Annotated in this window: 12 protein-coding genes; 4 read left to right on the top strand and 8 right to left on the bottom strand. The window is 35.1% G+C overall.

Translation table 11 applies throughout. From position 1 onward, the window contains the following. Positions 1 to 2 precede the first annotated feature (2 nt). From OL225_RS19975 to OL225_RS19945, 7 genes are all read right to left on the bottom strand, one after another. A complete protein-coding gene (locus tag OL225_RS19975) occupies positions 3 to 1,073 on the bottom strand; it encodes a type I restriction endonuclease (RefSeq protein WP_264519357.1) in 1,071 nt (356 codons plus the stop codon). Between the two features lie 5 nt (positions 1,074 to 1,078). Beyond that, positions 1,079 to 1,417: a YegP family protein gene (locus tag OL225_RS19970; RefSeq protein WP_264519356.1), complete on the bottom strand. Its 339-nt coding sequence runs from the start codon at positions 1,415 to 1,417 to the stop codon at positions 1,079 to 1,081. A 13-nt stretch (positions 1,418 to 1,430) separates the two neighbouring features. Next, a complete protein-coding gene (locus OL225_RS19965) occupies positions 1,431 to 1,637 on the bottom strand; it encodes a hypothetical protein (RefSeq protein WP_264519355.1) in 207 nt (68 codons plus the stop codon). A 138-nt stretch (positions 1,638 to 1,775) separates the two neighbouring features. Continuing rightward, entirely contained in the window at positions 1,776 to 2,441 is a 666-nt protein-coding gene (locus OL225_RS19960) for a response regulator (RefSeq protein ID WP_264519354.1), read from the bottom strand. Between the two features lie 115 nt (positions 2,442 to 2,556). Next, positions 2,557 to 3,219, bottom strand: coding sequence for a response regulator (locus OL225_RS19955; protein ID WP_264519353.1), 663 nt, complete (start codon positions 3,217 to 3,219; stop codon positions 2,557 to 2,559). Positions 3,220 to 3,229: 10 nt separating this feature from the next. After that, complete coding sequence (locus OL225_RS19950; RefSeq protein ID WP_264519352.1) at positions 3,230 to 4,654, bottom strand: ATP-binding protein; 1,425 nt, start codon at positions 4,652 to 4,654, stop codon at positions 3,230 to 3,232. Between the two features lie 269 nt (positions 4,655 to 4,923). Continuing rightward, the gene (locus OL225_RS19945; RefSeq protein ID WP_264519351.1) at positions 4,924 to 5,124 is read right to left on the bottom strand and encodes a hypothetical protein; all 201 of its coding nucleotides are present in this window, start codon (positions 5,122 to 5,124) and stop codon (positions 4,924 to 4,926) included. A 399-nt stretch (positions 5,125 to 5,523) separates the two neighbouring features. Here OL225_RS19945 and OL225_RS19940 point away from each other — a divergent pair, with 399 nt between their 5' ends. After that, positions 5,524 to 6,315 carry a hypothetical protein gene (locus OL225_RS19940; RefSeq protein ID WP_264519350.1) on the top strand — a complete coding sequence of 264 codons (792 nt, stop codon included), beginning with the start codon at positions 5,524 to 5,526 and terminating at the stop codon, positions 6,313 to 6,315. A gap of 74 nt (positions 6,316 to 6,389) precedes the next feature. Then, complete coding sequence (locus OL225_RS19935; RefSeq protein ID WP_264519349.1) at positions 6,390 to 8,180, top strand: metallophosphoesterase family protein; 1,791 nt, start codon at positions 6,390 to 6,392, stop codon at positions 8,178 to 8,180. A 149-nt stretch (positions 8,181 to 8,329) separates the two neighbouring features. Here OL225_RS19935 and OL225_RS19930 read toward each other — a convergent pair whose 3' ends face one another. Beyond that, positions 8,330 to 9,406 carry a phosphatidylinositol-specific phospholipase C1-like protein gene (locus OL225_RS19930; protein ID WP_264519348.1) on the bottom strand — a complete coding sequence of 359 codons (1,077 nt, stop codon included), beginning with the start codon at positions 9,404 to 9,406 and terminating at the stop codon, positions 8,330 to 8,332. A 330-nt stretch (positions 9,407 to 9,736) separates the two neighbouring features. Here OL225_RS19930 and OL225_RS19925 point away from each other — a divergent pair, with 330 nt between their 5' ends. Further along, positions 9,737 to 12,781, top strand: coding sequence for a SusC/RagA family TonB-linked outer membrane protein (locus tag OL225_RS19925; RefSeq protein ID WP_264519347.1), 3,045 nt, complete (start codon positions 9,737 to 9,739; stop codon positions 12,779 to 12,781). A gap of 18 nt (positions 12,782 to 12,799) precedes the next feature. Beyond that, positions 12,800 to 14,560, top strand: a complete 1,761-nt coding sequence (locus OL225_RS19920) for a RagB/SusD family nutrient uptake outer membrane protein (RefSeq protein ID WP_264519346.1) — start codon at positions 12,800 to 12,802, stop codon at positions 14,558 to 14,560. Positions 14,561 to 14,686: the final 126 nt, after the last annotated feature.

The following is a 14,686-nucleotide window of genomic DNA, read 5'->3' as shown; positions in this document are numbered from 1 at the left end:
GGTTAATTGTAATTTTCCAGGGTCTGATGAAGCTGATTTCTATAATTGTAGATCTCATCCAGTGTATTTAATAACATCTTTTCTCCTGCTTCTTTTCCGTTGTGAAAAGTCTCCAGATATTTATTCGTTGTATTAAAATGTAATCTGCAAAGTGGCTTTCTGTTGTTATCATCCAACAACACCCCGAAATAGGAAAGAGTATCTCTGTAAGCAATTCTTGAAGATGGAATTTTCTCCCTTAGAATAGCTTTTACAATTTGAAAACCTTCGAGCTCTTCTTCTGTAGTTACAATTTTAGAATCGTTATTTTGATCGATAGACTGTGATGTTTTCACATCGTCTTCTCTTTTTTCTATTTGTTCATTGATGCTTAATGCAGATTTTAACCGGAAGCTGATCGACTCATTAATAGAAGTGGTCAATGCCTTTTTAGCATATTCCTTGAAAGAAACCATTCTATTGGCTGTTAAAGGCTTTTCAAAGAAACGGTTCACTAATAGTTTTACCAATTCATCAGATGGATTTTCGATCTCTTTTTCAAATTCTTTTCTAATGGCTTTGATATATTTTAATGCTTCTGCAGAATCAAGAATACTTTCTAGATTATAATCTTTCTTGGTAAAGCTTTCCAGAATTTTAATAGAACTGTCTTTCAGATCCTCAATATTGATGGTAAAAAACGGCTTTTCATCCATAATATTAGGCTTTTCCAAATCCGTATAAAAGTTGTACACAATTCCATTGGTTAAAACTCCAAATCTTGTTTTAGAAACATGATAATACCTGTGAAGCTGCGAATTATGTGCATCAGCGCTTTCTTTCCAGTGCTTACATTCAATGATGAAGATGGGTTCATCATTATTTTTGATTACATAATCCACTTTTTCTCCTTTTTTTGTCCCAATATCACAGACGTGTTCAGGAACTACTTCCGTAGGATTGAAAATATCATAACCCAGAATTTGTATGAAAGGCATTACAAAAGCATTTTTTGTAGCTTCTTCTGTTCCGATCTGGTCTTTAAGGCCTACTACTTTCTGATGCAGTTGCTCAAGTTTAATTTTAAGATCCATAGTTTTTATTTTTTTAAAGTTTCGTCAACGATTTCTGCCGTTGGAGCATTTGATTTTACGGAAGCAATGCCATTTTCCATTCCGGATTTTGTGCTGTACATCTGACTATTTCCAATAATTTCACCGTTTCTTGCTTTTAACACGAAATAATCTTTTCCGTTTTTAGCCACTCTTCTGTCGTATCTTGACAGATCCTGTGAATTAACTTTTACAGATTCAATTCCCTTCTGACAGGATGCTTTCTGAACATATCCTTCGCTGGTTAAAATAATTTCGCCATTTCCGGCCTTCAGATTAAACTGATACTCGTTGTTGATTCTTTGTGTGATTACGAATTTTCCCATGATTACTGTTTTTTTAACTTGTATGACATTCATTAGAGCATGTTTTGCATCCATTCGCTTTCGAATAATCTTTTTTTGCCTCCTTTACTGCATCTTTACATGAAGAGAATATCCCTAAATATTTTCTGTTATCAACATTTGGAAGATATATGCAGTCTTCATGATGCACTTCATGGTCTCCATTGGCTTGAGCCTTTTTGTTTACATAATACTTTTTCATAATAAAAATTGTTTATTGTTTAACAGTCCAAAAATATGAGCATTAAATTTTGGTCCGTTACGGGTTTCCGTAAAATGGGCAAAAAATAAAAAAACCTTTCAAATTTTTTGAAAGGTTCTAAGTGAAATGAAATGTTTTTTATATAATTCCGATATCCTTGCAGAAGGCTACCAGCTGCTCATTGCTGTTTATTTGCAGATCTTCTTTCAGGCTGTTTAATCTTTTTTCCACACTGCTGAGACTGGCGGGTTTAATGTTTCTCTCTTCGAGATGTATAGGAATATTTTTTTGTAAAACTCCTTTGGAAAGCAGAGAAACAAGTGTGATATCAAACGTAGAAAACTCATAGCTGTTGAGCTTTTTCATATCCTGCTTGAGATCAAAAGATAAATATTCTTCACCAATGTACACTGAGGTAATTGATTTTTTCAAGTCTTTTGAATCGTTTCTGGCTTTACGAACATAACCGTTAATTTGATAATCTGAAAAAAGATTTTCTATAATTCCCGTTTTATGTTCTGCCGAAAATACTATGATTTTCAAATTGGGCTGTATCTCTTTTGCTTTTCTGATGAGGTCTTTTCCGTCTTTAAGATTCTGTTCATGGTGATCTTCCTCATAATAAAGATCTGTAATCAATAAGTCATAGGGATGTTCTTCCCGTAAAGCTTTCTGGATTTTACCTATGGCATCATCGCAATAATAAACATAATCAATGTTGGGGATTTTAAGATCCTCAAGGGTTTTCTGAACGGAAATATTGATGCTTTCATGGTCTTCGGCGATTAAAACTTTTTTGAACATGGTTATACGATTTAATTAAAAAAATAGGTTAAGACCTCAAAAGTATAGTCATTTATTATTTCATCATTACGTGATCCCGTAAAAAGGGCGAAAAAAATCTTTTCAACAGATAGGATCAGATGAGGCCAATATCTTTACAGATTACGATCATTTCAATATTATTTTTTGCGCCAAGGCTGTCCCGAAGTTCATTCAATCTCTTTTCAATAGATCTGATCCCATATGGTGTCATTCGGTGGTCTTTCAGATAGGTACTTATTTCACTCTGTTTGTGTCCTTTGGCAAGCAGTTCAAGTAGTTTCATATCATACACATCAAACTCAGAAGAAATATGGCGCATTGTATTCAGAACTTCCTGTGGAATTACAGTCTCTCCATTAAAGATTTTCCGTATTGTGTTTTTCAGGTCCTGCCCGTCACGCCTTGCCTTGCTTACAAATCCGTCAACCTGATATATCTTGTACAGATCATCAATTATTTTGGCTTTCTTTTCTACAGAAAACACAACTATTTTTAATCCAGGCTGAACCTTTTTTACCTCAGAAATAAGTTCCTGCCCGGAACGAAGTTGCTGAGGAATATGATCTTTTTCAAACGACAGATCAGCAATAAGAAGATCGTAAGGACTTTTCTTTTCCAAAGCTGTTCTGATCCTGCTTAAAGCTTCATCACAATACATTACATAATCAAAATTAGGGATATTTAATTCTTTTATCGTATTCAGGATTCCCTGGTTCATTATTTCCTGGTCTTCAACGATTAAAACTTTTTTGAACATGACTATATGATTAGGAAACAGGGAATGAAAGATTTACCTTCAGCCCTTTTTCAATTTTTGTGTCAAAAGTAATAGTTCCGTTAATCGTTTCTATGCGGGATGCCGTATTACGCAGACCATTTTTATAAATAAGGTCTCCGGAAATTCCTATTCCATTGTCTTTGTATTGAATTTCAACGAGATTGTTTATTTTTTCAAACTTCACGGCCACATGGCTGGCATGGCTGTGTTTTTTCATATTCACCATCAGCTCACGAATCATTTGGTGAACTTCGTCTTTAACTGTAGCAGAAATAGCTTCCCAAATTGCAGGACTGTTTCCTGCAGTAAATGTTTTTACAGTTTCACTATTGAAGGAAGCAATAAGTTCTGAAATTACTTTACTGAACTCTTTTTCTTCGCCAATTTTATCATAGGAAATATCTCTTGATTTTTCATACACAAATTCCAGTTCGTCAAGCGCTTTATCCCGGTCAAAATCTTCCTGGTTTTCAATCTTTGTCATCACCTGATAAATGCCGTTGGCAACTACGTCATGGACTTTTTTCGATATTCTAAGCTGGGTGTTTTTTACCTCGATCTCTTTTTCTTGTTTTAATTTTAATTGTCTTCTTCTGTAACCAATTACGATAAATATTATTGCAACAATTAATGCAGCTACTCCAAACAGAAGTTTTAGAATATTATTATCCTTTTCTACATTCTCTCTTTTGAGTTTTTCAGAGTCATATCTTTCTAAAGCAAATTGACTTTTAGACTTATTTCTGGCTGTTTCTAAGCTATCCTTCAGATTTTGATATTGCTTGAAAGTTGTTTTTATATTTTCAGGTTTTTCTAATTGTATTATTTTTTGGAGGGCTTCTAATTTATCATCAGGACTATTGTTAACTGAAGCGGTCTGGAACATTTTTTTTGCATAAAAAAGAGCTTTTGTGGGATCGCGATTCTCAAAAAATTCAGTTAAGTGAGAAAAACTGGCATTTAGTCCATCGGTATCTTTTATGCTTTCTCGTATATGTAAGGCTTTGTTCAGTTCATATTCGGCATTATATTTAGAATTTTGTTGAAATTTTGCAAAGGCAAGGTTATCATAAACTTTAGAGAAAATGACAGAGTTTTTATCGATATTAGAAGAGGATAAAATTCTGTTGTAAATATTAATTGCCTTATCGTAATCTCTCAAATATACAAATGAAACGGCCTTATTATTAAGAAGAGTGAATTGTTCAATAGGATTTTGAGCATATAGTGCAGCCTGGTTGTAAAATTCTGCAGCTCTTTTATAATCTTTTAATTTTTGGCAAGAAACACCAAGGTTATTGTAATTGGAAACAATTTCTACCGAATCCTTTTTTTTATCTAGGAATTTAATCGCTGATAGAGCTGTTTCTTGCGCTCCATAGTAATCTCCAGCTTCACACTGGATAATTCCCATGAGTACTAAACAATTGCCTGCATAAGAAGGATATCCTTTTTGAATAAAATCATCTTTTGCCTTATTAAAATATTTAAATGCACTGTCTTTTTTGGATGCCTCTAAATAATCATAACCTTTATCGTAATTTATTCGATCGGTTACTGATGGCTTTTTTCTTGAGCAAGAAAATAGAAGGAATAATATTAATAGAAAAGATATATGAGCTTTCAATGGTTTTTTTTCAAATTTAATAAAAAAAGCGAAAGATAATTCTTCCGCTTTCTTTGTTATTTTCTTGGAGGTATTATTTGTCCTGTTTCCCCTCCCGTATCGCTTCCCCCACTTTCCCCTGTGGACCCTCCGGGATCTGAAGCACCACTTTGAGGTTGAACAGTTTCAGTTGTTGGGTTATTATCATTTGCAGTTGCAGCATTAGTATTATTGGTTGAGAATGCTAAACCGAATAGCATTAATATAATTTCTAACATGGTTCAAAAAATTTATTGTTAAAGCATTCGTATTCTTCCCTGCGAAGCAGATCGCAGATAGTGTTATACGGTTAAAAAAAATTGAAGCGCTTCTAAATTTTTTGGGAAGTGAACCTTCAAAAACGGAGGAGAAACATCTGCTTCCCAACCCGGAGTTTTCCTCCGCTTTATCTGGTGATTTTTGAAATCAAGGTTTTTAGATTTTGTTTTTTGTTCCTGATTTCTTTTACAAATATCTGATAGAAAATCCTGAATATTAAGACAGGCGATTGACAGATGGAAATAATGTAAGTTGTTGGTTTTTACGGAAAACCGCAATTTTTATGTCTTGTTTCTGTCTAATTTGGACAGTAAATAATTAATACCTGAAAAATTATGTATGAGAAGAAAAGATTTTTAATGAAAACTGTATTCGAGACAGCAAAAAAAGAGCTTCCACGAGGGAGTAAAAATTCTGTTTCTGGTTATTTGAGTTCTCTTTTTGAAGAACGATATGATTTTAAAAGAGATGAAAGGTCATATACAAGATATTATACAAGTCTAGTACAAGAAAATGAAGATTATAATATTGATGATATTGCTTTAGATTGCCTAAGTAAGTATATAGGATATAATAATTTTATTGACTTTTGTGATCGAGTAAGTCTTGAAGGAGAACACGCAACAAATACTTTTGGTTTAAGCTTTAAAGATATATCTGATAAATTTCAACAAATAATTATTACTGTATCGCCAACTTGGCCATTACCTGATTTTATGAAAAAAAATGGATTAGGTATTTTAGAAATGACCTTTATTTTATTTCTCGTTACAGGTGGTGTTGTTTTTTCTAATAATAAAAATTCTAAATCTATAGGTTTTACTTCGGGCTGGGGTTCTTCTGCTATTGATAAAGCGTATATGTATTGGGATAAGGATAAATATATGGCAACTGATAGTAGTTCTCTAGGCTCTCAAGTGGAGGTAGTTCCGATGAATCAATATATGTTTAAGTATTTCAAAAAAATTATGAGACCCGACACATTGACCGTTGCAAATTCCTTAGGAAAAGTTTGGTATAATAAAAGTAATAATCATGTAGAATTCTTTACAAGTTTTGGAAAGCACCCTGAAAATGAAAAGACATTAAGAGATGTTTCTGAAAGAATATTAGAAAATTATGCAGGACAAAATGCAGAATTAGAAGAATAGTCTTCCTTCACAATTATTTAAAATTCAATTAAAACAATTACCCATCTATTCCTGTAATTTCGTCTTATTTTAAGATGAATAAAAGAATATTCTCCTGTTTAATTTTTATATCTACGTTTCTATCGGCGCAGCAGCCTGTACAGATCGCATTTCTTTCTGATGTACATTTTCAGGATCTGTACGGCAGTTTTTCGGATCATGATTTCAAGGGAATTATGAACCCTAAAACGGAGAAACCCACGATTATGAGAACGATGGATTCTCAATTGCATTCCACAAGAATTTTTAATGAGAACTATTTTGCTTTTCTCAAGGCTTTGGATGATATTGCAGCGAAAGGAATTAAAATCGTAGCCATGCCTGGTGATTTTTCTGATGATGGGCAGGCTTATAACCTTCGTGGGCTTCATAGAATTTTAGAACAGTATCATCAGAAATATGGGATTAATTTTTATCTGACAACAGGAAATCACGATCCCGTTGGACCGCTTCAAAACGATGGAGGGAAAGATGATTTCCTTGGACAAAATGGGAAACAGATTGGAATTTACAGCAAAGAAAATATCGGAAAATCATCGGATAAAGTGATCACTAAAGATATCGCAGAATCCGGATATCTTGAAATATTGAATGAATTAAGAGATTTTGGCTTCTATCCTAAAAAAGAAGATTTATTCTGGAGTACCCCTTTTGATCATAATTCTTTTGAAAATTATACTTACAAAAAAGGGTTGCAGTCTGCAGATTATTCCAAAAGAATGTATGAAGTGGCCGAAGGTTTTTCTGTTCCGGATTTGAGTTATGTTGTTGAACCTGTGAAAGATGTGTGGGTGGTTGCTATAGATGGAAATACCTATATTCCGAAAAATATCAATGAGAATCCTAACAATGCTTCCAATTATAAAGGAGCAAGTATTGGTTATAATAATGTGCTGACCAACAAACAGCATTTAATACAGTGGGTAAGGAAACTTGCTGATGAAGCAAAGAAAAACAAGAAAACCTTAATTGCATTTACCCATTATCCGATGATTGATTTTAATGATGGGGCAACTAACGAAATTAAAAACCTGTTGGGAGAAAAAAAGTGGCAGCTGGAGCGTGTTCCGCAGGAAGAAGTCGCAAAAGTATTTGCTGAAGCAGGATTACAGATTCATTTTGCAGGGCATATGCATAGTAATGATACAGGAATCAGACAATTTGGTGAGAATGTTTTGGTCAATGTTCAGGTTCCCTCACTGGCCGCCTATTTACCTGCTTATAAAATTCTGACTATACAATCTCCTGATAGGATGGAGGTACAAACCGAAGTCGTAAATGATGTTCCGAGGTTTGATGAATTGTTTCCTCTGTACGAAAAAGAATATGATGCTTTAGAACATGATACAACCAAAATACTTTGGAATAAAGAGATTTTAAAAACAAAATCGTATCATGATTTTATGCTTTTTCATTTAAAAGAGTTGGTTCGGCTAAGAATGATTCCTGATGACTGGCCAAAAGAGTTTATTCAAAAAGGAAGCAGGCTGAATGGTGAAGATCTGTTGTTACTCATCCAAAATAAGGATCAACTGAAAGAGAAGAGAATAAGATCTGAAACCTTTAAAAAGTGGTCTTTTGATGATTTGCTGCTGGATCTGTATAAATTTCAAGCTGCAGATGAGCTTGCGAAAAGGGATATTCCCAAAGAAAGGCTGGAGCAGTATCAAATATTAGTGAAACTATATCAGGAAAATGATCCGAAAGAAAACTTATTTATTAAGCAAGTACAATCAGTTTTTAAAATCCTTTCATTACTCTCTCACGGAGATTCAGCAGATCATTTTGAAATAGATTTGAAAAGAAAAGAAATAATAAAGCTGTAAGTTGAGATGTTTCCTAAATATTCATTTTTATCTCATATGATATTTGTGTCTATTTGTGAAAAGTATTTGTGTCATTCGTGTTTAAATAAGAAAGAAAAGGCCGTCAATCTGACGGCCTCCTCAATTATAAATCTAACAGCAAAACAGGACTACTTTCCTGCCAAAGGATTCTTTCTTTCATAGGTGTTGTTGTCAAAACTTACCTTATAGTTGGATTTGAATAATTTGCTGGGATAATAATAATCCGTTGTAATAATCTGTGCTCCACTTTCTTTTGCCTTTTCAAATCTTGAATAATCCTCACTTCTTGCTTCCATCGTATCCGCATCTGCTCTGGTACGGATGATATATCCTTTTTTTACCAGATCTTTAATCATAGCATCATCTTTCTTTGGTTCATTCATGAACAAGACAGCAGACTCTGGGGTTCCCGGAGTAGAATTGGTAAAAATCATTCTGCCTTTCAATGAAGGATGATCCTTTGCATACAGGTCTCTGTTTTCTCCGTTATTATCCATTACAAAAAGGAATTTTCCCTTTACGTCTTTTACTTTAGGCCAGTTTTTATTTAAAGCAGCATCGTTCAGTGTTTTATAAGAGCCTCTGATATCATCCGGAGTGATAATTTTATCTTTTCCCAGGTACTTTTTCAGTTCATTATCCAGATCGTCAAAAAGTTTTGCAGTATAGTGTTCCGGCTCTGTTCCAAATTGATTGGCCTTTCCATCTTTAGGTTCAAGCATTATAAAAACCGGATCGTGATCAGGATGCTTGTCTGACCATTTTTTCAAATCTTTAAGACATCCTTCCAATGTATAATACCATGTCTGATAATCAATATCCGTAATATGAATCATCTTGTAACCCGGCTTTTTCATTTTGCCTTCAGGATCAAACGGTTCGGTGGTCTTTACCAGATCCAGAATTTTCGGATGGGCATATTTTCCTCCTTTGCTGTCTGCATAGATATCAATTTCCAGATTTCTAAGTCCGAGATCCAGTTGCTGGGGGATAGGAATATGCTCGTACTGAATCCTGGGTAAAGCATTGAGAATGTCTTTCTGGGATAAATAACTGTATACTTCAGGAAGAATAGCTTTTTTATAGGAATTATGAGAGCCAATAACCTGAATTTCATTAATCTTTAAATCACTGAGAGGTTGAGATTGTGCCCAGAATAGGTTAAATGAAGATAAACAGTAGCCCAGTAAAACAGCCTTTTTCATTTCGATACATTTTACATACAAAATTAATCACTCTTTGCAGGTAATGACTTGTATATTATGTTAAGTAATTTTTAAAATTCTGTGAATATTGGAAAAATAGAGTCGTATAAGGATTTGATATTTAGTCTATTTCTATTCTCTCAATTTGAGATATTTATATTTTGTTGACTTTAAGATAATATTATGTTAAAATAGATTTGTGGCAGATCCTTTTACTTTGTATGCCGAAATAAAAACTAACAGTTGCCTGAAACGAAAACCACTGTTGCGGGAACAACAGCGGCTTTTTGATAAGCAATGTAACGTCTTGCAATTACTTTACTTATTGATATGTACCACAAAATTAATTTTTTTAAGTTTAAAAAGCTAATCCCGGTTGCATTAATTTTTTTGGTGGCCCACCAAGCTGATGCTAAAGGATTTACTTCAAACTATCCTGTGTTTTCGCAGGTAAACGAAACCATTTCCGGAAACGTAACGGATCAGAACGGTTCTGCAATAGAAGGCGCCAAAGTCACTGTTGTAGAAACGGGTGAAACTATTTCTACCGATGCATCAGGAAATTTCTCAGTTTCAGCCAGCATAGGGCAGACCTTATCTGTTTCTTATGACGGATATGGAACGCAGCTTGTAAAAATCTCCAGTACTTCGATTTCTGTAAAATTAGAATCCCAAAAAGAATCAACGTCTATTGAAGAGGTAACTCTGGTAGGATATGGTTCTCAGAAAAAATCTGATTTAACGGGAGCGGTAAGCCAGCTGAAAGCGGAGAATTTTAAAGAAGGGATGAATATTTCCGTGGATAACCTGATGCAGGGAAAAATAGCTGGTGTCCGTATCGTTCAGTCGAGTGGAGAACCTGGAGCCGGAGTGAATGTATCCATCAGAGGTATTGGTTCCATCCGAAGCGGAAGCACACCTTTATTCGTTGTAGATGGTATTCCTTTGAATAATGATCCGGTGAGTGCACAAAGCCCGAATGTGGGGTTGGGAAATACAACAGCAAAGAATCCACTCAACTTTTTGAATACAAGTGACATCGAATCCATCACGGTTTTAAAAGATGCTTCTGCTGCCGCAATTTATGGAGCAAGAGGGTCAAACGGGGTAGTTTTGGTAACCACAAAAAGAGGAAAGAAAGGAGAGCCGATGTTTACGTATGATACGTATTTAGGTTTTTCTTCAGTGATTAAGAAATTAGATTTAATGACTGCGGATGAGTACAGAGCTGCAGGAATTGATAAATCTTATGACCATGGCGGAAATACAGATTGGCAGGACGAGATTTACAGGAATGCAGTTTCATCCAATCATTCTGTTTCATTCTCAAAAGCCACAGAAACAGGGAATTATTTTGCATCCCTTTCTCATATGGATCAGGATGGTATTGTGCTGAACAGCAGCTTTAAAAGAACAACCGCCCGTTTGAATGCGGAAGAGTCTTTCTTTGATAACAAAAGACTAAAGGTTAAGTTAAACCTTACCGCAAGTGATATCAGAGAAACAGGAATTCCCAATGGTGGAAATGCCGGGTCTGACGGACAGCTTATTATCCATGCTTTAATGGCAAATCCTACACGTTCTGTGTATGATCAAAACGGAAATTATACCAATTTCAACATGAACGCCCATTACAATCCACTTTATTTATTGAGCGTTTACGAAGATAAGACGAATACTTTCAGGGTGTTGGGGAACACAGAAGCAACACTGAGAATCTTACCGGGATTGAATTATAAATTTAATTTAGGGGTTGACAGAAGCTTATCCGAAAGAAATACCACAATGTTCCCGAACATTACGGACAGAAGCCCAAAAGGAATTTATTCTCAGGCCAATCTTGATTCTTATAATATTCTTCTGGAACATTATTTAACGTATGATCTTAGTTTAAACAGACATAATTTCAGCGTATTAGGAGGTTTTTCTTATCAGAAGTTTAAAGCTACTGCTACTTATCTTGGGGTAAGAAACTTTGTGAATCAGGGAGCGGGAATTGCACCAGAAATTAACCCGGGATATTCCGGGGATGTGTTTATTCCACAACCGGGAACTTCTCAGGAAAATGAACTGCAGTCTTACTTTGGAAGAGTAAATTATAATTTTGATAAAAAATATTTCTTAACAGCTTCTTTAAGAGCAGATGGTTCCACACGTTTTGGAGATAACAATAAATATGGATATTTCCCGTCAGTTGCTGCAGGATGGACTATTTCAAATGAAAATTTCCTTAAAGATGTTTCTTTTATCAATGAATTGAAACTAAGAGGCAGCTGGGGAGAAACCGGAAATCAGGAAGTTCTCAATAAAATTACAAAAGCAAGTTACCTGTTATCACAGAGTGCAGGGTATTATTTATATGATAATTTAAACCTGATCAATGGAGTTCAGGTGGTAAGAACACCCAATCCCAATCTGAAATGGGAAGTCGTAGCACAAACCAATATCGGACTGGATTTCAGCTTATTCAGAAACAAATTATATGGTTCATTGGAGTACTACAACAAAACAACTAAAAACCCGATATTATTTATTCCTTCCACCCCATTAAGTCCTACAGATTTCGTTTGGCTGAATGCGGATGGAAAAATTGTAAATAAAGGTTTTGAATTCTCTCTGGGCTCAGAAATTATTAAAAATGAAAACTTTACATGGAATCTTGACATTAATGGAGCTACGGTAAATAATGTGGTGAAAGATCTTCCGGTTTCAGGAATTAATTCTGGTGAAGTTTCAGGTCCCGGACTTTCAGGAGTTACCGCAAATATCTACAGAAACGGGTATGAAGCAGGATCTTTCTATATGTATAATTATTTAGGAATTGATGCCAACGGGAAATACATTTATGAAGATCTGAACGGAGACGGAAAGATTGATCCGAATGACAGGAAGATTTTTGAAGGAGCCATTCCTAATTTTACTTTCGGAATCAATTCTTACATGAAGTACAAGAAGTTTGATTTTGCATTTTCTTTCATTGGACAAACAGGAGGTTATCTTGTGAATAATACGGCTTTGGATTTGAATATCAATAATTTAGCTTCAGACAGAAACGTGCTGAAGAAATATTATGATTCAGGAGCAAGCTTTACCAATCAGCCGCAATTATCTTCTTTATATCTTGAAAAATCAGACTTTATCCGCTTAAGCAACGTAAGATTGGGGTATACTTTTGACATGAATCAATTGAAATTTTTGAAGAGTATCAATTTGTATGTAAGCGCACAGAATCTGTTCACCATTACCAGCTATTCAGGTTATGATCCACTTGTTGACACCAACAAGCAGGTGCAGGGAAATCAGTCTTTAGGAATTGATTATACAACATATCCGTCTGCAAAAACCTTCATTCTGGGAGCTACTATTAAGTTTTAATCTAAGTTAAAAGAAAACATGAAATCTAAATTTTTAAATATAAATAAAATCGTTTTGTCTATCGCAGTGATGTCTTTAGTAGGATGTACCAATCTGGATGAAAAAGTGATTGATGAGGTAATGGGAACTGAAAATGCAGATCCTGAAGCCTCTCTTGCTGCTGCTTACGGACAGCTTGGTGACGGAACTTTTGTAGATCATGGAAGTGTATTTGCTTTACAGGAATATTCTACTGATGAAGCCATTCTGCCAACAAGAGGAAGTGACTGGGGAGATGGCGGTAAGTGGAGAGCCATGCACGAATTTACCTGGGATGCCAATAATGATGTGGTAAAAACCACCTGGAATCAGCTGAACTCAGGAATTACAAAATCTATATTTGCTATAGGAAGTATCAGCAAAAGCAATATCAATAATAAAACTTTATTTCTGGCAGAAGCCAAAGGGTTATTGGCATTTTACACGTATACAACAATCGATTTGTACGGACAGGCTCCGTATAGAGATCCGGATAATTTAAATGCTCCCATTCAGATCAGAAAGGCAGAATCTACCATTGATGCATTAATTACTGAAGTAGAGGGACTTATTCCCAACTTAGCCGATATTAAAACTCAGAACACCCACGCAGGAAGGTTTACAAAACAGGCTGCATATGCATTGTTAGCTGATATGTATCTTAACAGAGCTGTTTTAAAGAATAAAACAGCAGGTACTTTCAATTTTAAGGAACAGGCTTTAAGTGGAGGAGGGAATGACATGAATATGGTGATCAAGTATTCTGATATGCTGATTAATGGCGGTTTTTTTAGTTTAGAATCAAATTACTTCCACAATTTTGATATCAACAATGATACAAGTAAGGAAATGATCTTTACTATTGTTCAGAAAAAGAACTCAAACAGAAATGCAGACAATGACCTCGCGTATATGTCTATGGAAAGAATCCAGAAGCCATCACCGGATAATAGAGGGACCAATGCATCTTGTGTTACTCCGGAATTCTATTATTCATGGAACGGAAATCATGATGATCCACGTTTCCAGAGAACCTATCAGTATGATGACGGAACATGGTTCAGAAATGACGGAACGGATGTAAGTGTACCATCAACAAGCAAAGTGGAAGGAACAGGAAAACCATGGTTCCACTTCAACAGAGGATTACAGGTTGGTCAGCAATATGGACCTAAAATTCTGGCCAATGGTAACTTTGATCTTACCGCAGACGGAAGAATCAAAGTATATAAATTGTTCACAGAGAAAAACACGACGCTTGCTGCAGATTTTACTCCGGAACTCAATTTTGATAATCCTTCAGAAGCGGTATTCACACAGGCTCAGATCAACAGAGGAGTAAGAAATTTCAAGTTTGAATTTGATCCTGGTTACGGAAACAACGGAACAAGCGGAATGGATGTTCCATTATACAGATTAGGAACGATCTATATGATGAGAGCTGAAGCTTTCCTGAGAAATGGTAATATATCAGCAGCCTTGTCAGATGTGAATAAATTAAGAACAACAAGAACAAATGATGCTTTAAAGAATAATGCTCCTGGTGCAGCACTTACTTCTCTGGATGAAAATACTCTATTTAAAGAATCAGGATATGAACTGTATTGGGAGATGTACAGAAGAAAGGCAATGATCAGGTTCGGAAAATTTGATTTACCGGGAACTGCAAAAGCAGCTACCCAGCCTTACAGAAGAATTTTCCCTATTCCTCAGGCAACTCTTGATGCCTCAAAGGATTTTACTCAAAACCCGGGATATTAGTTTTTTCATATAAACAATTATTTTTGCGTAAACAAGAAGCGAAGAGATTTCCTCTTCGCTTCTGTTATTTTGTATCGGTTGGCAGCTATTCGGTAGATATCAATAGGAACGGACTTTAGTCCGTTT

The sequence above is a fragment of the Chryseobacterium viscerum genome, assembly GCF_025949665.1.
Taxonomy (GTDB): Bacteria; Bacteroidota; Bacteroidia; order Flavobacteriales; family Weeksellaceae; genus Chryseobacterium; species Chryseobacterium viscerum_A.
The sequence above is the reverse complement of the archived record's forward strand: the minus strand, read 5'-3'. Positions and strand labels throughout refer to the sequence as shown.